The sequence below is a fragment of the Pseudarthrobacter sp. NamE2 genome (assembly GCF_005796205.1).
Lineage (GTDB): Bacteria > Actinomycetota > Actinomycetes > Actinomycetales > Micrococcaceae > Arthrobacter.
Genome location: NZ_VAHN01000017.1, coordinates 20,434 through 39,861, shown reverse-complemented (window position 1 = coordinate 39,861; position 19,428 = coordinate 20,434). Strand labels below are relative to the sequence as shown.

The 19,428-nt window shown below is 65.1% G+C and carries 16 protein-coding genes and 1 pseudogene; 6 read left to right on the top strand and 11 right to left on the bottom strand.

What is annotated here, in order from left to right:
• Positions 1-72 precede the first annotated feature (72 nt).
• The 4 genes from FDW83_RS16735 to FDW83_RS16720 form a co-directional block, all read right to left on the bottom strand.
• A complete protein-coding gene (locus FDW83_RS16735; RefSeq protein ID WP_138139218.1) occupies positions 73-1,116 on the bottom strand; it encodes a Gfo/Idh/MocA family oxidoreductase in 1,044 nt (347 codons plus the stop codon).
• On the bottom strand, positions 1,116-1,898 hold the full coding sequence (locus FDW83_RS16730) for an amino acid ABC transporter ATP-binding protein (RefSeq protein ID WP_138139217.1): 783 nt from the start codon (positions 1,896-1,898) through the stop codon (positions 1,116-1,118). Before FDW83_RS16730 ends, FDW83_RS16735 begins: the two co-directional genes overlap by 1 nt.
• A complete protein-coding gene (locus FDW83_RS16725) occupies positions 1,895-2,683 on the bottom strand; it encodes an amino acid ABC transporter permease (RefSeq protein ID WP_138139216.1) in 789 nt (262 codons plus the stop codon). Before FDW83_RS16725 ends, FDW83_RS16730 begins: the two co-directional genes overlap by 4 nt.
• 95 nt (positions 2,684-2,778) lie before the next feature.
• The gene (locus FDW83_RS16720; RefSeq protein ID WP_240721030.1) at positions 2,779-3,612 is read right to left on the bottom strand and encodes an ABC transporter substrate-binding protein; all 834 of its coding nucleotides are present in this window, start codon (positions 3,610-3,612) and stop codon (positions 2,779-2,781) included.
• Positions 3,613-3,825: 213 nt separating this feature from the next.
• Between FDW83_RS16720 and FDW83_RS16715 the strand changes: the two genes are divergently transcribed.
• Entirely contained in the window at positions 3,826-4,971 is a 1,146-nt protein-coding gene (locus FDW83_RS16715) for a LacI family DNA-binding transcriptional regulator (RefSeq protein ID WP_138139214.1), read from the top strand.
• 3 nt (positions 4,972-4,974) lie between these two features.
• On the opposite strand, the gene FDW83_RS16710 is transcribed toward FDW83_RS16715, so the two are convergent.
• Positions 4,975-6,441, bottom strand: coding sequence for a SulP family inorganic anion transporter (locus tag FDW83_RS16710; protein ID WP_138139213.1), 1,467 nt, complete (start codon positions 6,439-6,441; stop codon positions 4,975-4,977).
• A 312-nt stretch (positions 6,442-6,753) separates the two neighbouring features.
• On the opposite strand from FDW83_RS16710, the gene mptB reads away from it, so the two are divergent.
• Positions 6,754-8,418 (top strand): polyprenol phosphomannose-dependent alpha 1,6 mannosyltransferase MptB, encoded by a 1,665-nt coding sequence (gene mptB, locus FDW83_RS16705; RefSeq protein ID WP_240721026.1) that lies wholly within the window; start codon positions 6,754-6,756, stop codon positions 8,416-8,418.
• Here mptB and FDW83_RS16700 read toward each other — a convergent pair.
• Both FDW83_RS16700 and FDW83_RS16695 read right to left on the bottom strand, forming a co-directional pair.
• Positions 8,415-9,638: a glycosyltransferase 87 family protein gene (locus tag FDW83_RS16700; protein WP_171027596.1), complete on the bottom strand. Its 1,224-nt coding sequence runs from the start codon at positions 9,636-9,638 to the stop codon at positions 8,415-8,417. The genes mptB and FDW83_RS16700 overlap by 4 nt on opposite strands.
• Before the next feature lie 61 nt (positions 9,639-9,699).
• Positions 9,700-11,007, bottom strand: coding sequence for a glycosyltransferase family 87 protein (locus tag FDW83_RS16695; RefSeq protein ID WP_138139249.1), 1,308 nt, complete (start codon positions 11,005-11,007; stop codon positions 9,700-9,702).
• 337 nt (positions 11,008-11,344) lie between these two features.
• Between FDW83_RS16695 and FDW83_RS16690 the strand changes: the two genes are divergently transcribed.
• On the top strand, positions 11,345-11,548 hold the full coding sequence (locus FDW83_RS16690; RefSeq protein ID WP_138139211.1) for a hypothetical protein: 204 nt from the start codon (positions 11,345-11,347) through the stop codon (positions 11,546-11,548).
• A 25-nt stretch (positions 11,549-11,573) separates the two neighbouring features.
• On the opposite strand, the gene FDW83_RS16685 is transcribed toward FDW83_RS16690, so the two are convergent.
• Entirely contained in the window at positions 11,574-11,828 is a 255-nt protein-coding gene (locus FDW83_RS16685; protein ID WP_138139210.1) for a DUF3072 domain-containing protein, read from the bottom strand.
• 257 nt (positions 11,829-12,085) lie between these two features.
• Here FDW83_RS16685 and FDW83_RS16680 point away from each other — a divergent pair, with 257 nt between their 5' ends.
• The 3 genes from FDW83_RS16680 to FDW83_RS16670 all read left to right on the top strand — a co-directional run bounded on the left by FDW83_RS16680 (position 12,086) and on the right by FDW83_RS16670 (position 15,405).
• Positions 12,086-13,438, top strand: coding sequence for an MFS transporter (locus FDW83_RS16680; RefSeq protein ID WP_138139209.1), 1,353 nt, complete (start codon positions 12,086-12,088; stop codon positions 13,436-13,438).
• A 126-nt stretch (positions 13,439-13,564) separates the two neighbouring features.
• Entirely contained in the window at positions 13,565-14,230 is a 666-nt protein-coding gene (locus tag FDW83_RS16675) for a GntR family transcriptional regulator (RefSeq protein ID WP_171027595.1), read from the top strand.
• Positions 14,227-15,405: an MFS transporter gene (locus FDW83_RS16670; protein ID WP_138139207.1), complete on the top strand. Its 1,179-nt coding sequence runs from the start codon at positions 14,227-14,229 to the stop codon at positions 15,403-15,405. The genes FDW83_RS16675 and FDW83_RS16670 overlap by 4 nt, the downstream gene beginning before the upstream one ends.
• Positions 15,406-15,415: 10 nt before the next feature.
• On the opposite strand, the pseudogene FDW83_RS16665 reads toward FDW83_RS16670, so the two are convergent.
• The 3 genes and pseudogenes from FDW83_RS16665 to FDW83_RS16655 all read right to left on the bottom strand — a co-directional run bounded on the left by FDW83_RS16665 (position 15,416) and on the right by FDW83_RS16655 (position 19,410).
• Positions 15,416-16,254: pseudogene (locus FDW83_RS16665) on the bottom strand (tellurium resistance protein TerC).
• Positions 16,255-16,421: 167 nt separating this feature from the next.
• Entirely contained in the window at positions 16,422-17,027 is a 606-nt protein-coding gene (locus tag FDW83_RS16660) for an MOSC domain-containing protein (protein ID WP_138139206.1), read from the bottom strand.
• Entirely contained in the window at positions 17,020-19,410 is a 2,391-nt protein-coding gene (locus FDW83_RS16655; RefSeq protein ID WP_138139205.1) for an excinuclease ABC subunit UvrA, read from the bottom strand. The genes FDW83_RS16660 and FDW83_RS16655 overlap by 8 nt, the downstream gene beginning before the upstream one ends.
• Positions 19,411-19,428 lie beyond the last annotated feature (18 nt).

The window sequence follows — 19,428 nt, the reverse complement described above, 5'->3', positions numbered from 1 at the left end:
CTTTCTGGATGTTCTTGGAACGATCGTTGCGGCAGGGGTCTGTGCCACTGCTTTTGCGTTGCCTGGTTGCGCCTAGGCGAAGGCGTGGATCTTTTCGATGATTCGAAGGACCTCAAGGGACTGGGCCGGGTCGACGGGCACGTTGCCCTCGCCGCGAAGAGCGGCAGCCAGCGCGGCGTAAAACCGCGGGTAGCCCCCTGTTTCTGCTTGGACCGCCATGGTGTTGCCGTCGATTCCCAGGACCCCCCAAGCGTCCTGGGGCTCCACTCCATAGGAGGCATCAAGCGGCGACATACCCGCTGCGAGGACCGGTTCCTGGGTGTCCAGTCCCCATTTGGTATAGCCGGCCCTGGAACCGAGAACGTGGAAGCGAGGTCCTACCTGCGCAGCCATCCCGTTCATCCACAGCCTGGATCGGACACCTGATTCATGGAGCAGTGAGACGAAGGCCTCAGTGTCGGCTGCGTCCGGATGAGGGCTGTGGTTGGCCGTCTCGCCGTAGGTCTCCTCCACAGGACCGAACAATTGGATGGCCTGGTCGATCAGGTGGGCGCCCAGGTCGTGGAGGATTCCGCCGCCCTCGGCGAGCGGAGCCGTGTCGCGCCAGTTCCCGAAGCCCTCCGGCCGCCACCATTCAAACCGGGATTCAAAGCTGCGGACTTCACCCAGCAGGCCTTCTCCCAGCAGCCTTTCAAGCGTCAGGAAGTCCGCGTCCCAGCGCCGGTTTTGGAAGACCGTGAGCTGGACACCGGCTTCACCTGCCCGGGCAATCAGGGCTTCGCCTTGGGCCGACGCGGAGACAAACGGCTTGTCCACAACCACATGAAGCCCGCGGGCGATCGCTTCCGAGGCAAGATCAAAGTGGGTAAGGGGCGGCGTTCCGAGGATTACGAGATCGAGGTCGTTGCTGAGGGAGAACAGGGCCTCCGGCGTTGGAAGGATCCGGGCAGTGGGGTAAACCCTGGCCGCTTCGGCCGCACGGGCGGTGTCAGCTGTGACGATAACGTCCAGGGAGTAGCCGGGAGCGGCTGCGATCAGCGGCGCGTGGAAGACTTTGCCGGAGACACCGAAGCCCACCACTGCGGTGCGTATTGGGGATGTGGTGACGCGGCTCATCAGAGGACTTCCGAGAGGAAGCGTTGGAGGCGTTCGCTCTTTGGATTATCGAAAAGATCGGCGGGGGTGCCGGCTTCGACAACTTCGCCTTCATCCATGAAGACGACCTGGTCCGCCACCTTGCGCGCGAATCCCATTTCGTGGGTAACCACAACCATGGTCATGCCCCGCTTGGCGAGTCCTGCCATCAGGTTCAACACGCCCTTGACGAGCTCGGGGTCGAGTGCGCTGGTGGCTTCGTCGAACAGCATGACTTCGGGCTCCATGGCCAGGGCCCGGGCGATCGCAACGCGCTGCTGCTGCCCGCCTGAGAGGTCCCGCGGGCGGTGGTCTGCCCGTTCGGCCAGCCCGACTTCGGCGAGGCGGCGGCGCGCGCGTTCCCGCGCTTCTGCCTTCGGCATTCCCTTCACGCTCCAGAGGGCCAGAGCCACATTTTCCAAAGCGGTGTGATCCGGGAACAGGTTGAAGTGCTGGAAAACCATGCCGATCCGCGCCCGCAGAATGTCAGGGTTGACCTGCAGCGCGCTTTTCCCGGCGAGCAGCACATCCCCGCTCTTGGGTTCGTGCAGGCGGTTGATTCCCCGGAGGAGGGTGGATTTGCCTGAACCGGAAGGTCCGATGATGCAGGTGGTGGTCCCTGGCGCCACGGTGAGGTTGACGTTCCGGAGGACTTCGATGTCCCCGTAGGCCATGGTGAGGTTCTTCAGTTCCAGGCTGGAGCCGTGGAACGTCTCGATATCCCGGGCTGTGGCGGGGGTTGCGGTGTTGTTGGTGAGGCTCATGTGTTGCTCCCGGTGATGAGCGGCGATGCCGCATCGAGTTCTTTGACTTCCTTCAGGCCGCTGGTGGGCGGTGCTGGGCGGCGCCGGCCGGTGCGGAACCTGGCATCGAAGTAGTTGACCAGGTGGGTCAGGGGCACTGTGATGATCAGGTAGAAGATGCCTGCGGCCACCAACGGAGAGAGGTTACCGGAGAGGACAGCGGCATCCTGGCCAACGCGGAAAAGTTCCCGTTCGCTCACCAGCAGGCCCAGGAAGTAAACGAGTGAGGAGTCCTTGACGATGGCGATGAACTGGTTCACCAGGGCGGGCAGGACGCGGCGGATGCCTTGCGGGATAACCACCAGGGCCATGGACTTGGCGTAGGTCATACCCAGGGCGCGGCAGGCCTCGCCTTGGCCTTTGTCGACGCTTTGGATGCCGGCGCGGAAGATTTCACCGATGTAGGCGCTTGCGATCAGACTTAATGCGATGATGCCCAGCGGGTAGGGTGAGGGCCCGAAGACCGACTGGCTGAACCGGGCGAACCCCTGGCCGATCAGCAGGATGGTCAGGATTGCGGGAAGGCCGCGGAACAGATCGGTGTAGATCCGGGCCGGGACGCGCAGCCATTTGGAGGGGGAGATGCCCATCACGGCAATCACCATGCCCAGGACCACGCCGAGGATGGTCGCGGCGATGGAAATAATCAGCGTGTTGACGAGCCCGACCCCGATGAGTTGCGGGAGGACTTCGGCCATCGCATTGAAGTCGAAAAAGGTACGGATGATGGTGTTTAACCAGTCCATGGGATGCTCTCAGACGTAGTTGGCTTGTGAATCCCGGGCGGACCGCGTGGTTGCGGTCCGCCCCGGAGGGTGCAGTCGGATGGTGTCCGGCTTGCTTACTTGGTTGAGGCCGGTGCCGGTGTTGCTGTTTGCTCGGCTTTGGGCAGGTACTGTTCGGGCATCGGCGAGCCGGGGAACCACTTCTGGTACAGGGTTTTCCAGGTGCCGTCTTCCATGGCTTCTGCCAGGGCCTTGTTCAGGGCTTCCTTGAAGGCGGTCTTGTCCTTGGCGACGGCGAAGCCGGCCGGGGCGTCGAAGGACGGGATGTCCGCAACGCTGACCAGGCCGTGCTGTTCCGTGTAGTCCTTGGCCGCCTCGTAGTCCAGGAAGTGGGCGTCGGCCGATCCGCTGTTGACGGCTGCGATTGCCGAGTTGTTGTCCGGGAACCGGACCAGGCTCGCGGTGGTGAAGTTCTTGACGGCGTAGGCTTCCTGCAGGGTTCCCTGCACCACGCCGAGGCGTTTGCCGGAGAGGCCGTTGGTGTCCTTGATGCCGGAGTCCTTGGTGGTCAGGACGGTCAGGTAGCCGGCGAGGTAGCCGTTGGAGAAGTCCACGGTTTCCTTGCGTTTGTCGGTGATTCCGATTGCTGCCACGCCGGCGTCGAACTGGCCGTTGGCCACGGCGGGCAGGATTGCCGAGAAGTCCTGGCCGGTGAAGACGACGTTGTCCACTCCGGCCCGCTTGGCTACGTCCTTGAACAATTCCACGTCAAAACCCGTGAAATTACCCTGCGCATCAGTGAATGTGTAGGGCTTGGAATCACCCAGGCTGGCGACCCGGACAGTGCCCGGCTGGATCAGGCCATAAGGGTTATCAGCTGAAGACTGGGCGGGAGTGGACCCCGCGCAGCCGGACAGTGCCAGGACAGCTGCGACGGCGGCAGCGGCCATGGCCGCCGGGCGGAACTTGAATCGAGTGCTCAAAGTTTTTCCTATCGTGGGAAGAGGGTGGCCGTCGGCCTTCAATTGCATCTGCTTGTGATTGCATTCGCTTGCTGAGTCCGGTCTCATTCGCTAGGGTTGAGACCGGGCTCACATCGGGGTTGGTAAAGAATGTAACGCAAGCCACATGGGCCGTCAAGGCCACCGTTTGGAAAGGCAGAAATGAGCAGCAACAATTCGCGGCGCCGCGACGTCACCGTAGCTGACGTTGCCCGGGCAGCCGGCGTCTCCAAGGCCCAGGCTGCCCGCGCACTTGGTAATTACGGGGCCGTCAGCGACGACGTCCGGGAGCGGGTCCTGGCGGCTGCCGAAGAACTGTCCTACCGCCCCAACGAACTCGCCCGCAGCATGAACACGGGAAAATCCCACACCATAGGCGTGGTGGTCGGGGATATCGAAAACCCCCACTTCGGACTGGCCACCAGGGGAATCACGGACACTGCGAAGAAAGGCGGCTACAACGTCATCCTGGTGAATACCGACGAGGAGCAGGACGCGGAAATCGATGCCGTCCAGGTTCTGCTGGACAAGCGGGTCGACGGCCTTATTGTGGCTCCTGCTTCATCGGCAGAGACACAACATCTGCAGCGGGTTTATGAAACAGGGCGGCCCTTGGTCCTGCTTGACCGGGCCGCGCAAGGACTCCCTGTTGAGACCATCGCCGTCAACACGACAGGCATCTCCCACGTGGCGACCCAATACCTCTTGGACCTCGGCCACCGAAGGGTTGCCTTCATTTCCACCTTGAAGGCGGAATCACCGTTCAGCGAAGCAACGCAGGTCGATTCATCGCAGATCTCGGAGCGCCTGGAGGGGATGAAGCGGGCGTTCTCGGATAACGGGCTCCCATTTCCCTACGACCTGGTCCGGCTTAATGCCGGAGACGCAGACTCCATCCGAAACATCACGCGCGAACTCCTCTCCCTGCCCGACCCGGCTACCGCCGTCGTGGCGTCGGACGGGCTCATCGCACTCAGCGTGCTTGGGGCTGTCCAGGAACTTGGCCTCTCAATCCCCGAGGACGTTTCGTTCCTGATGTATGACGACTTCGCCTGGACGCGCCTCACCACGCCTCCCCTGACAGTCATAGCCCAACCTGTCTATGACATGGGCGTGGCCGCTGCCACCGCTCTGATTCACCAGATTCAAGGGCGGAAATCCGCCAACGGCTCACCCGTCCTGGAAGCGCAACTTATCCACAGAGGATCTGTGGGGCCGCCACGCGCACGGCCGAATCATGGTCCGGGAGCAATGGATGGCGATGCTGCTCCGGACTACATTCTTTCGAGCGCGTCTGAACTTAGTTAGGAGTCATCCGTCAGCGCTGAGATGGCCGCTGAGCCGGCGGTGGAAGGCAGTGCTGCGCTGGTCAAGGCCCTGGATGGTCACCGTGGCGCCGTGGGAACCGTACTTCGCTTCTATGGAGTCAAGGGCGGCGACGGTCGAAGCATCCCAGATCTGGGCCCGGCCGAGGTCGATCGTCACGGACTCCGGGTCATCGGCGTAGGCGAAATGCTCCACCAAGTCGTTGCTGCTGCCGAAGAACAATGGCCCCACCACCTCGTAGCGCACGCTCCGGCCATCCGCCGCCACGGTCCGTTCAACGTTGATGACGTGCGCCACCCGGCGTGCGAACAGCACCATCGCGAGGACAACGCCCACCAGGACGCCGTAGGCAAGGTTCCCGGTGAGGACCACGACGGCCACGGTCATACCCATAACGATCGTCTCCGGCAGAGGCATCCTTTTCAGCGTGGACGGCTTCACGCTGTGCCAGTCGATGGTGGTAACAGCAACCACCATCATCACCGCGGCAAGGGCGACCATGGGGATCTGGCCCATGACCGGACTAAGGCCCGTCACCAGGGCCAGCAGGAACACCCCGGCCACGAGGGTTGAGATGCGGGTGCGCGCCTGGCCCGTCTTCACGTTGAGGACGGTCTGGCCAATCATCGCGCACCCGGCGATGCCGCCGTAGAAGCCGGCAAAGATATTCGAGACGCCCAGGGCCCACGATTCGCGTCCCTTGTGGGAGGGGGTGTCCGTGATGTCGTCGACGAGTCTTGCCGTCAGGAGCGTTTCCATCAGGCCGACAAACGCCACGCTGAGCGCGGTGGGCAGGATCAGCTTGAGAGTTTCAACGTCGAGCGGAGCAAGGAAAGGCGTGATCCCGGGCATCCGGCCCGTGAGCGGGCCCTCGTCCGAAACGTTCGGAACCGTGAGGCCGGCGATGATGACGATCGCTGTGACGACGACGATCGCCGCCAGCGGGGAGGGGACCACCTTGGTGAACCGCGGCAGGAGGAAAATAATGGCCAATGTCAGGGCGAACAGGGCGTAGGCAATCAACGGGACGTTGAGCACGTGCGGCACCTGTGCCATGAAAATCAGCACACCCAGGGCGTTGACGAAGCCGATCATCACGGACCGCGGGATGAACCGCATCAGGCGCGCCAGGCCTGCCAAGCCAAAGACGACCTGGATCACCCCGGCCAGGAGGACCGTCGGCAGGACATACTGGACCCCGTGTTCGTGGACCAGTGGCGCGATGACGAGGGCAACGGAGCCGGCCGCCGCCGTCACCATGCCGGGCCGGCCGCCCAGGACCGACATGGCCACAGCCAGGACGATGGAGGCGACAAGGCTTACCATCGGATCCACTCCGGCGACGACCGAGAACGAGATGACTTCCGGGACGAGGGCGAGGGTAGTGACCATTCCGGCCAGTACCTCGCGCGAGAGCTGCCGCGGAGAGCGCAATGCTGATAAAACGGTCATCGGTTGCCGAAGAGGGCGGGGGCGGTCGGCGACGGCCAAGGATCAACTCCAGGGATTTTGGCTCTTGGCGGAAGAGCAGGTGGGCAACGTTCTGCGCGCCGTGTTGCGCACAGGTCCAGCCCCGGTCGTGGAGGCAGTTGGGTGGAGAAAACATGCGCCGGTGGCTCTCGGCTGCGCATGCAACACTACCGGACGGAAGATTGCGCCGGCCCCGGCGGCCTGGAGGCCTGCTGATAAAATAGGCGGGTTGCAGGGCGGCCTTTCTTGCTGGTCCAGCCAGCGCCGTAACGAAGTAGGGGACCAGACACAATCATGACTTCAGGCGGGCCATACGTCGGGACTTCGGAGAGCGCGCCGGCCGCGCCGGTAAAGTCGTCCGCGCCCGCCACAGGCCGCGCCTACCTGGCCACCATCGAAGGATTCATCGGCGCCCTCATGATGTTCGTCGGCTCGATCGGAACCGGCTGGATTGCCCCGGGGTCACCCATGATCCGCCAGCCGGTGGTCATCGCGCTCCGCACCGAGGGCTGGGGCGTCACCGTCTCCACCGTCTTGCTGACTGTTGGCGCCATGGTGCTGATGCGGTCCTGGCTGCGGCTGGGGCAGCGCCTCGCGGAGTGGGGAAAGTCGTCGCTGCGGTCCGTGGTGACCGCCATCTCCGCGTGGTCCCTGCCGTTGCTGTTTTGCGTGCCGGTCTTCTCCCGGGACGTCTACGCCTACACCGGACAGGGGCGGCTGGTCCAGGAGGGCCAGAACCCCTACGAGGCGGGCATCTCCACGCTCAGCAACTGGTTCTCGCTGGGCGCCGACCCTGCCTGGGCGGAGAACCGGACCCCCTACGGGCCGTACTTCCTGTGGCTGGCACGGGCCGTGGTGGGCTTGACCGGTGCGCAGCCCGATATTTCCGTCCTGCTCTTCCGCCTGCTGGCCGGCGCAGGAGTCCTGTTGTGCGTCATTTACGTGCCCAAGCTCGCCGAGCTGCACGGTATCAACGGAGCGCGCGCCTTGTGGATCGCGGTGGCCAACCCGCTGTTCCTGATCAGTTTCATCGCCAGCGCCCATAACGACGCCCTGATGGTGGGCCTGGCCGTGGCCGGTGTCTACCTGGCCGCCACCCGCCGGTACATCCTGGGCATCCTGCTGGTGACGGCATCCATCGGGATCAAGCCCATTACCGTCCTCCTGCTGCCGTTCCTCGGTGTGATGTGGGCGGGACCGTACGCTTCCTGGCCGCGCAGGTTCCTGATGTGGGGCGCGACGGCGGCCCTCAGTTTCGGCGTCCTGCTCCTGAGCGGCATTCCCTACGGCCTGGGCATTGGCTGGACGTGGGCCATCATGGACCCCACCCCCGGGTATACGGGCTATTCGCCGTCCGGGTTCCTGGGCCAGCAGGTGGAGATGCTTGCCAACGCCCTGGGGCTTCCCGGCGGTACGCTCGCCACCTGGCTGCGGACCGGCATGAAGTGGACCGCCATCGCGCTGGTCCTGCTGCTGATGTTCCGCGGTGACTACTCCCGGGCGGTGCGCCGGATGGCCCTGGCGTTCACCGCCGTCGTGATGCTGTCGCCCATCATCCAGCCCTGGTACATCCTGTGGTTCCTGCCGTTCCTGGCCGTAACCGGTATCCGGGACGACTGGCAGATCCGGTCCCTCTACGTGGGCGTGACGTTCTTTGTGGTGTTCGGCGCCCAGGACCAGCTCTCGGTGTGGGGCTTCGTGGAACTGCCTATCGACGCCTCCACCTTGGCGTTCTTCACTGCGCTCGCCTTCACGTTCTACCTTCTATTCCTCGACGTGCATACACGGAAGCTGCTGATCGAGGGCAGGCCGCTTGACCTTGCCAGGAGGGGCTGGCAGTGGGCGCTGGAGTGGCGTGCCCAGCGGGCAGAAGCAGCCCGCCGGGCAGCCGCGGGCGGCCCGGAAGGTGCGCAGGCCGTCGTCGGCAAGGACGCGGTGGACCAGGCCGAAACGCGCTAGGCCCCGGCCGGAACCTGCGCCGGAGCCTTGCGGCCCAGCTCTGCCGTCCGTTGTACCGACCACCACAGCAGTACCACCAGGAGCACGTTCCGGGTGGTCAGGATTGCTGCCATAACCGGGTGGGCATGGATCAGCGGGGTGTAGAACAGCGGGTAGATCACGAAGGTGGTGATGGCGATGCCCATCAGGAGCGCCGCCGGGACCTTCCACCGTTCCCAGTCGTGGGTGAGTCCGGCGATGATCACGGGCGCCAGCCAGATGATGAACTGCGGCGACCCCACCTTGTTGAAGACGATGAACGCGGTAACCATCATGAGGGAACCCTCGAGGAAGAGTTCCTCACGCTCGGCACCGCGGTTCAGTGCGCGGACCAGCAGGATGGCGGCCCCGATGGCTGCGAGGATGAGGAGCGGCTGCATCAGGAACGCTGCGGTTCCGGCGCCCGGCCCGTAGACCTCGGTGGAGTTGATGGCTGTGTTGTCCGCCATCCTGGAGCCGGCGATGTTGAAGACGCTCAGCCACACCCAGGGCGTGGAGAACGTCGCCTCGAGCTGCATGCCGCGTTCGCCTTGGTTCAGGAGGAAGTCGAGGATGTGCGGCAGGCCGCCAGAGATCCAGGTCCCGGCGGTAACGACGGCGGTCACGGCCACGCCGGAAAGGACCACCTGGACGCGCTTGCCGCTCGCGATCACGATGGGCGCCAGCACTGCGGCCGGCCACACCTTGATCCACGTGGCAATGCTGAGCAGGACGCCGGAGACGACGGGCCGCTGGGCGGCGTACAGGAGCGCGATCAGCACGACGGGTGCGGTGATGCCCTCCACCCGGGCGAAGCTGAGGTAGCCCATGAACACGGTGAAGAACAGCCACCACCAGGCAGGGGCGATGCCGCTCACCTTCCGCGGTCCGCGCGTCAGGAAGGCAAGCCCGACCGCGTTGAGCGCTGCGATGATCAGGAACCACACGAGCAGGTAGAGGTTCGGCCCGGCGATGTTGGCGAGGAAGATGGGGATCTGCGCCAGCACCGGATAAACCCAGGGGCTGATCTTCCCGGTCAGGTCCTCCGGGTTGTAGCCGGCCAGGGCCCACTGACGGTACTGCTCCGTGTCACTGAAGGTATCGCCGTGCAGGAAGAAGGATGCCATCCAGCCCAGGAAGTACAGGTGCACGACGGCGAATCCCCACCACACACTGGAGGGGCGGGCGAACCAGTCCACCACCTTGGCGGGAAGGACTTTGCTGCGGACGCTGACCAGGCGGTCAAAGAACCTCGTGGAAATCTCAGGACTCCTTGAGCGCGGGGGCGGCCGCCGGGGCCTTCTTGCCGAGGAAGTACAGCCGGCGGACGCTCCAAAGGAACAGGACCACCAGCAGGACGTTGCGGATGGTCAGCACCAGGGCCATCCAGGGGTTGTTGTGGCTGAGGGCGTCGTAGAACAGGGGATAGATGAAGTACGTGGCAACGGCAATGACGATCAGCATGGCGGCCGGGACCCGCCAGTCCCGCCAATTGTGGGCCAGGCCCACGGCAACCGCGGGGGCGAGCCACACCATGAACTGAGGGGAACCCACCTTGTTGAAGACGACGAACGCGGTGGCGAGGGTCAGTGCACCGGCCAGGAGCAGTTCGGTCCTGTCCACGCCGCCGCCCAGCTTTCCGTTGTGCAGCGCCCAGAAGGTCAGGCCCGCCACCAGCAGGGCGGCGAGGATCAGCAGTGGTTGCATCAGCACGGACATGACCCCGGTGCCCGGGCCGTCCACCTGCATGGAATTGATGTCCGTGTTCATGTACATGCGTGAACCGCCCACGTTCAGAACCGACAACCAGAGCCAGGGCGTGGTGAACGTGGCTTCCAGCTGCATGCCGCGGTCGCCCTGCTGCGTGAGGAAATTCAGCAGCTTGGAAACGCTGTTCACGGCAGCGGCCAGCGCAACGACGCAGGCCGTCGTCGTAATCCCTGCCAGCACCACCAGCAGACGGTTCTTCAGGACAGCGAAGAGGGCGAGCATTACGGCGGCGGGCCAGACCTTGATCCAAGTGCCGACGGCGAGCAGGACGGAGGCGATAAAGGGCCGGTTCACGCCGTACGCGAGGGCGACGAGAACCAGCGGCGCGGTGAGGCCGTCCACCCGTGCGAAGCCGAGCCAGCCCATCAGGAAAGTGAAGATGAGCCACCACCAGCCGGCCGGAATGGCTTCGGTGTGACGGCCACGGCCCGTGAGTTTGAGGAGTGCCCAACCGTTCAGGAGCGTGGTCATCAGCACCCAGAGGAAAAAGAACGGCCCCGGGCCGGCCATACCGGCAATGGCCATGGGAATGAGCGCGAGGATGGGGTAGACCCAGGGGCTGGGGCCGCCGGACAGGTTGGCGTCGTCGAAACCGGCCATGGCCCAGTCGCGGTAGATGAAGGTGTCGCTGAACGCTTCTCCGCGGAGCGAAAGCGAGGCGGCGAAGATGAGGAAAACGAGGTGGACCACGATGAAGCCGCCCAGCAGCCCGCGGCCCGTGTTCAGCCGGGAGCGGGCGGGAGAGGGGAGGATGACATTGCGGATCCTGGTGAGGTTGCCGAAGAAAGCGTCGGTGGAAATGGCGGGATCCTTGTCAGTCGTGGCACACGGATAGTGTTGCGCAGGTGCCGGGTTCTGCCGCGGGGCGGGTGTTTTGTGGCGTTGGAGCCATCTGAAACCAGCCTTCGCCCCGGGTTCAACTCTAATTGACCGCCATGATGGACCGTAATTCGAAAGCGGCTGCAAGGCGTGCGGCCCCGCTGACCTGCGGTTACTCGGCAGTAGGTTTTTCAAGTTGCTGGGGTTGCAGCGCTGGCGGACCATGAGCTGGGCGCAAAAGTGCCTTACTGCATCTGCAGCCAGGGGGAGCGCAGGTGGTTGTACTCACCACTGACCCCCGTCGCCAAAGGCTTTACCCATGAACTTCCCGCTCACCCTGACCGTCGCCGACCGCCAGAGCATGGACAGCGAACTCGACGCCGCCGTCACCGCCGCCAAGGCACATGCCCTCGCCGACAGGCGGAACGGCATCCTGGTCACCCGGCACACTGCCAACACGTTTACTGTGGCACTGAGCGAGACCGTTCCCTTCGGGCTCACACGGGAACACCAGGCCTGGTAGGCTACTTTCCTTTTATGCCGGCGGTTCAGCCGCCGGAGCTCCCGCCGTCCCCTGACACCCTGCCGCTTTTCTGTTGCAGCCGGTCGATGTGTTTGGATGCCTCAGCCTTGCTGAGATCCGCCGGCAGTTCTTCCCCTGCTTCGCGCGCCAGTGTATCGAGGTAGCTGCGCTGCGCCGCTGTCATGGGTTCGTCGCCAGTGACCCAGTCCTCGGGGTCACGGTTGAGGCCTGCATCCGGTTCCGGTGTGGGGCTGCCCAGGGTTTCATTGTTTTCGGTCATGCCACCGAGTCTAGGCCCGCCCGCCGACAAAGCGCTGCGCCCGCCCGCTTTCGGTAGCGGGGGACGGACAGCCCCGGGCCTTCCGGAGGCCTTGCAAAGTGATGCGGCGCTACCGCTTCAACATCGTGGCTTCGTGTGCACACATTGGGATAGCGCTTGCCCATTGACGTAACCGGCGTCACCTCCTAGACTGGTGAATCGATTCAAAAGCCGGCCTGCTCCGGTTCCTTGCCAATGAAGCCGAAGGACATCTGCCCATGAGCATTACCCCAACCAGCATTGCCAGGCCAAGCACGGCTGGAAGTGGTGCGCGGGATCCGCGGAAGGCCGCCATGAGCGGCTGGATCGGAAGCGCCCTCGAGTACTACGACTTCGCGCTGTACTCGCTGGCGGCAACGCTGATCTTCCCCACCATCTTCTTCCCGTCCGAGAACCCGACGGTTGGCATCATCGCCTCACTCGCCACCTACGCCGTCGGTTACGTTTCCCGCCCCGTCGGTGCCGTGGTCCTGGGGGCGTACGGTGACCGGCACGGGCGCAAGAGCGTGCTGGTCTTCGCGATGCTGCTGATGGGCTTTGCCACCTTCGCTGTGGGACTTCTGCCCACGTACGGCCAGGTGGGCATCCTGGCGCCGATCCTCCTGGTGATCCTCCGCCTGGTCCAGGGCTTTGCGGTGGCGGGCGAGCTGGGCGGCGCGAGCGCCATGATCGTTGAGCACTCACCCGATGCCAAGCGCGGTTTCTTTGCCAGCTTCAGCCTGCAGGGCACCCAAGTGGGCTCGATCCTGGCCACCGCTGTGCTGCTTCCGCTCGCCGCGATTCTTCCCGCCGACCAGTTCGGCGCCTGGGGCTGGCGCCTCCCGTTCCTGCTCAGCGCCGTCGTGATCCTTGCCGGCTACATCATCCGGCGCCGGGTGCAGGAGCCGCCCGCCTATGCCGCCCAGTCCGGCGAGGCTGAAGTGAAGCAGCGGTTCCCGCTTATTGACCTGCTGCGCACCCGCCCGGGCGTCCTGGTCCGGTGTGTTGCCATGACTTTCACCAACGTCATCGGTATGGCCACCCTCATCTTCGGTGTCTCCTACGCCACCCAGGAAGGGTACGGCAACGGCTTCTCCAGCAGCGATTTCCTTTGGGTAACCCTGGTGGCCAACCTTGCTGCAGTCGTCACCATCCCGCTGTTCGGGGCACTGTCGGACAGGATCGGTCGGCGGACGCTGATGGCAGCCGGGGGTATGGCCGGCGGCCTCCTGGTGCCGGTGTACCTGTGGGCGATCGAACAGGGCAGCCTGCCCCTGGTCTTCGTCTGCGTCGTGATTGTGCAGGGCATTTTCTTCCAGATGTGGAACGCCACGTTCGCCACCTTCTTCCAGGAGCAGTTCCCCATGCGGATCCGCGTGACCGGGTTCGCCGTCTCGCAGAACATCGGCCTGATGATCGCCTCGTTCTTCCCGAGCATCTTCACCGCCATCGCCCCTCCCGGCTCGGCGAACATCCCGCTCACCATCGGCCTGGTCACCTTGGGCATCTGCCTGGTTTCGACGGTGGCTACCCTGATGTCCTCGGACACCAAGGGCAAGTCGCTCGAGGACCTTGAGGCGCGCAAGGCCTGACTGCTCCGCTCAACTGGGCTTGAATGAAGAAGGAGGAGACCGCGGCCGCGGTCTCCTCCTTTCGTTATCCCCGCAACTCGTACTGTATATATGTATACAAGTATTTTTCTTTCGGAGGTCGCGCCCGTGCCTGATACCCCCGCCCGGAACACCGGTGCCCACGTGGCCTACGTCGAGCTGAAACGGCAGATTCTGACGCTCCAACTGAAACCGGGGGAGCGGATTTACGAACCTGCCATGGCGACGGCGCTCGGTGTCAGCCGCACGCCATTGCGGGAGGCCGTGCGCCGGCTCATTTCCGAGAACCTCCTGGAGCAGCAACCCACCGGCGGTGTGCTGGTTCCGGTGCTGGACGAGAACGTGATCTCCGAACTGTACGAGGTCCGGGCCGCTATGGAGTCCCTGATGGCGCGCAACGCCTGCCTGAAAGCAACGGCGGCGGACATTGAAGCGCTCCACGGCATCCTTGCCCGTAACGCCGCCGTGGTGGAGTTCGCCGATGACGCGATGCAGCAGGGAATGGCGCTGCACGCAAAGATCGCCGGAACCGCCGGGAACTCCTGGGCCCGGCGGTTCCATGACCAGGTCTCCAGCCAGATGGAGCGGTACCGGCACTTCACCAACAGCACCCAGGAGCGGCGGGACCAGGCCCTCAGCCAGCACCGGACGCTGGTGGAAGCCGTGGCGGGCGGCAATCCGGAGAAGGCCGCCAAAATTGCCTTCGACCATGTCATGGCCGCCCGGGACGCGGCCCTGCGCGCCATGTCCGGCAACGGTCCCGGAATTTCATGATCGGTGAACTGGGGCGCCGGTCTTCTGCTGCCCTCCTCACACACTCCGCCCTGATCCAGGCCGTCACGTTCCTCGTCCGTCCGGCCGCCACCTACCGGGCCCTCGAGCTGGACGTTCCCGGCTTTGCGCTGGGGCTTCTGGCTGCCAGCTACGCCGTCTTTCCCCTGCTGCTCGCCGTGCCCACGGGCGGCCTGGTGGACCGCCTGGGTGAACGCCGGCTGATGGCGATCGGGTCCGCCGTCGTCCTCGCCTGCTCGGCCTTCCTCCTGTTGGGGGGTTCATCGATCGTCGCGCTGGTCATCGGAACCGCCCTGCTGGGCGCCGGCCAGCTGGCCTGCGTGGTGGGACAACAGGCTGTGGTGGCCAATAACGCAGCTTCCTCCCGGATGGATTCGGCCTTCGGGTACCTGACATTCGCGGCATCGCTGGGGCAGGCGCTTGGACCGATGGCAATTTCCCTGGTCGGCGGCGCTTCAGTCCGCCCCGACACCCAGGCGATCTTCCTCTTGTCCGTCGGCATGAGCCTGGTACTTTTTGTGACTACCTTCGTGGTCTCCGCGGAGGTCAGCGCAGGCAAGCGAAAGGCTGTTGCAGCCGATGGTGGCAAAGCCAGTGCTCTCTCATTGCTCAAGGCTCCCGGTGTTGCCCGCGCTTTGGCCACCAGCGCCACCGTCCTGGCCGTGGTGGACCTGACCATGGTCTATCTCCCGGCGCTCGGCACCGACCGCGGCCTGACCGCCGCCACAGTCGGCGCCATGCTCACCGTCCGGGCGGTGTTTTCCATGGTCTCCCGGCTCCTCCTCGGCCGGATTTCCCGGAGGATCGGCCGTATGCGGCTGCTGGTGGTGAGCCTCGCAGTGTCCACCGTCGCCTTGGCGGCGGCCGCGATTCCCATGCCGGCCTGGCTGCTGTTTGTTGTTATGGCCGTCCTCGGGCTGGGCCTGGGCATCGGCCAGCCCCTCACCATGTCCTGGCTGTCGGCCCAGGCTCCGGCAGGACAGCGTGGCCGTGCGCTTGCCCTGAGACTGGCCGGGAACCGGGTGGGGCAGGTGGTGCTGCCGAGCGCGATCGGTATTGTCGCGGCAGGGCTTGGTGCCGCCGGGGTTTTCCTTGCCTCAGCCGTCGTGGTGGGCGGGACGATGGCGTTGCTCCGTGGAGTGCCGCTGGACGGTTAGCTGCGACCGGCTACTTCAAGGTCTCTTCCCCTACGCTGCGTGCCCTGCCCCATAGAGGCTCCAGCTCGCGGAGCTCCTCCTCGGTGGCTCGGCGGAACGGCGGAACAGCGGGTGCGGGCGGCTCATGCCGGACCTGGCCGCGCGTGGCAACAAGGCTCGCCAGGATGGAGACCGCCAGGATCACGGTAATGACGGCGAGGGATACCGGCGTCGGGATGTAGTAGACGTCAATCTTGAGCGCCATCTTGATGCCCACCCACACCAGCACCAGTGCAAGCCCTGCCTTAAGGTACACGAAGCGGTGGATGAGGTCCGCCAGCAGGAAGTACATGGCGCGGAGCCCCAGGATGGCGAAGGCGTTGGCGGTGAACACGAGGAAGACCTCGTCCGTCACGGCGAAGATGGCTTGAGCATCCGGTACCCCGTGAAGAGCAGGAATGCCGCGAAAAGGTAGAGGACCCAGCCGGCGCCGGCGGTGATCGCTGAGCCCGCCGCAATGAACACGCCGCGGAAGACCAGCGCGCCGAGGACGCCGAGGAAGAGGACCCGGTGCTGGTATTCGCGTGGAACAGCGAAGAAGGAGAAAATGATCGCCCAGACAAAGACGTTGTCCACGGCGAGTGATTTCTCGATCAGGTAGCCGGCGAAGTACTGCTGCCCGGGCTCTGCGCCGTACATGCTCCACACCACGCCGCCGAACGCCACCCCGAACAGCACCCAAACTGCGGACCAGGCCGCGGCTTCACGGACGGAAATGACGTGGGCGTGCCGGTGGGCAACGAGGTCCACAACGAGCATAAGGAGGATGAATCCGACGACAGCGAACCACATCCACAGGGGGACATTCATGGAGCACCTGCTTCCAGTCAGTAGTTACCAACTGGAGGTCTCTCCCGGCCATCTTCTGGCCGGTCCACCGGAAAACACTGGGGCCTTCGTATTGACGGTGGACGGGGGTCGGGGATACTCCCCTCCGGGAAGACAGATTAAGCAATCTGCTCCCGCTTGCGCAAGAGTTACGGCAGCCGGCTGGGCCGGAGCAGGCTGGGTACACCGGCCCGCTCCGCATCCAGCGGCACCGGGCTGACCAGTACGGCAGGGCCGCGGTGCAGGACACCGCTGGAAAGGGCACGGCAGCGGATGCCGCCCCGTCCGCGCATCGCCGGATGGGCGCCCGGGGCAAGCATCTCGTTCATCCAGGCACAGGGCTGGGCGTGACGCCCGCCGTGGAAACGCACCGCATCCCCGCCCGACTCGAGCACGAAGTCCTGTCCCAGCAGCGGGGCCAGCTGGGCACCGCGCAGCACGACGTTCCGCCGGGTCAGCAGGGGATCAAAGGGCCCGGCACCAAGTTCGGCGGCAATGGCTTCAAGCGCTTCGACGGCGAACAGGCTCACCGCCGCGTCCATGTGCGCAGCCTTGCCGAAGAACCGGTCACCCACGATGCCCTTGCCCTCCACCACCTCCACCTGCGAAGCATCGGTGGTGGGTACATCCGCTGCGCCGTCCCTCGCCCGGCCGAAGTAGGCGTGGGCAGGGGACACGAGCAGGTGGAGGATTTCGACGCCGTAGCGGAAGGTTTCGACGGGCTGAACCACGGGGGTTTCGGCAGGCTCAACCATTGACGTACGCCGCCAGGTGCTGCCCGGTGAGGGTCGCCCGCTGGGCCACGAGGTCAGCCGGCGTTCCCTCGAAAACCACCGTGCCGCCGTCGTGCCCTGCTCCCGGCCCGATGTCGATGATCCAGTCCGCGTGCGCCATCACCGCCTGGTGGTGCTCGATGACGATCACGGACTTGCCCGACTCCACCAGCCGGTCCAGCAGGCCCAGGAGCTGCTCGACGTCAGCCAGGTGCAGGCCCGTTGTGGGCTCGTCCAAAATGTAGACGTCGCCCTTCTCCGCCATCTGGGTGGCCAGCTTCAGCCGCTGGCGCTCGCCGCCGGACAGCGTGGTGAGGGGCTGGCCGAGCGTGATGTAGCCTAGCCCGACGTCGGCGAGCCGCTCGAGGATCTTGTGCGCGGCCGGGGTCTTGGCCTCCCCGATGGCGAAATACGCCAGCGCCTCCTCGACGGACATCGCCAGGACCTCGGCGATGTTGCTGCCGCCCAGCGTATATTCCAGCACCGCGGGCTGGAACCGGCGGCCCTCGCAGTCCTCGCAGGGCGACTCCACCGTGGCCATGACCCCCAGCTCGGTGAAGATCACGCCGGCGCCGTTGCAGGTGGGGCAGGCACCCTCCGAGTTGGAGCTGAAGAGGGCAGGCTTCACGCCGTTCGCCTTCGCAAAGGCCTTGCGGACCGGCTCCAGGAGCCCGGTGTACGTGGCGGGGTTGCTGCGCCGCGACCCCTTGATGGCGCCCTGGTCGATGACGATGATGCCCTCGCGGTCCGCCAGCGAGCCGTGGATCAGAGAGCTCTTGCCGGACCCCGCCACACCCGTCACCACACAGAGCACACCCAGCGGCACATCCACATCCACGTTGCGCAGGTTGTTGGTGGAGGCGCCGCGCACCTCCAGCTCCCCGGTGGCTTTCCGGGGCGACTCCTTCAGCCCTGCGCGGTCGTCCAGGTGGCGGCCGGTGACGGTATTGCTGGACCGCAGCCCGTCGACGTCGCCCTCGTAGACAATCTCGCCGCCGCCGGAGCCGGCCAGGGGGCCGAGGTCGACGACGTGATCGGCGATGGCGATCGTCTCCGGCTTGTGCTCCACCACCAGGACGGTGTTGCCTTTGTCCCTCAGCTGCAGCAGGAGGTTGTTCATCCGCTCGATGTCGTGCGGGTGCAAACCGATGGTGGGCTCGTCGAAGACGTACGTGACGTCGGTCAGCGACGACCCCAGGTGCCTGATCATCTTGGTACGCTGCGCTTCGCCGCCGGACAGGGTGCCGGCTGGCCGCTCCAGCGACAGGTAGCCCAGCCCGATCCCGGTGAAGGAATCCAGCAGGTCCCGAAGCCCGGCCAGCAGCGGCCGGACCGAAGGTTCGTCCAGTTCCCGCACCCACTCCGCAAGGTCGCTGATCTGCATGCTGCAGAGGTCCGCAATGTTCTTGCCCTTGATCCTGGACGAGAGGGCTTCCGGCGTCAGCCGGGTCCCGTTGCAGTCCGGGCAGGTGGCAAAGGTGACCGCACGCTCCACGAAGCGGCGCACATGCGGCTGCATTGCCTCAACGTCCTTGGAGAGCATCGACTTCTGGATTTTGGGGATGATCCCCTCGAAGGTGAGGTTGACGCCCTCCACCTTGATCTTGGTGGGCCCGGCGTACAGCATCGTGTCCAGCTGCTTGGCCGTGAACTTCGCGATGGGCTTGTCCATCGGCAGGCCCATGCCCTCGAACAGGCGGCCGTACCAGCCGTCCATCGAGTAGCCGGGCACGGTCAGGGCGCCTTCGTTGAGCGACTTCGAATCGTCGTAAAGGGCGGTCCGGTCGATGTCGCTGATGTTGCCCATGCCCTCACACCGCGGGCACATTCCGCCGAGGTAGGTCACCTGCCGGACCACGTTCTTTTCCACCCGGCCGCCCTTTTCGGTGCTCATGATGCCGCTGGCCTTGCGGGTGGGGATGTTGAAGGAGAAGGCGGTGGGCGGGCCGACATAGGGCCGGCCCAGGCGGCTGAACAGGATCCGCAGCATCGCGTTGGCGTCCGTGGCGGTGCCTACCGTTGAGCGCGGGTTTGCGCCCATCCGCTCCTGGTCCACGATGATCGCCGTCGTGAGTCCTTCGAGCCGGTCCACGTCCGGGCGGGCGAGGCTGGGCATGAACCCCTGCACGAACGCGCTGTAGGTTTCATTGATCATGCGCTGGGATTCGGCGGCGATGGTGGCGAACACCAGGGAGCTCTTACCCGAGCCGGACACCCCCGTGAACACCGTCAGCCGGCGCTTGGGCAGTTCCAGGCTGACGTCCTTGAGGTTGTTTTCGCGCGCACCCTGCACCCGGATGAGGTCATGGCTGTCGGCGGCGTGCAGGCCTTCCTGCCGGGTGTCCGTACTCGTGTCCGTGCTCATCGGGCCTCCATCTGTAGG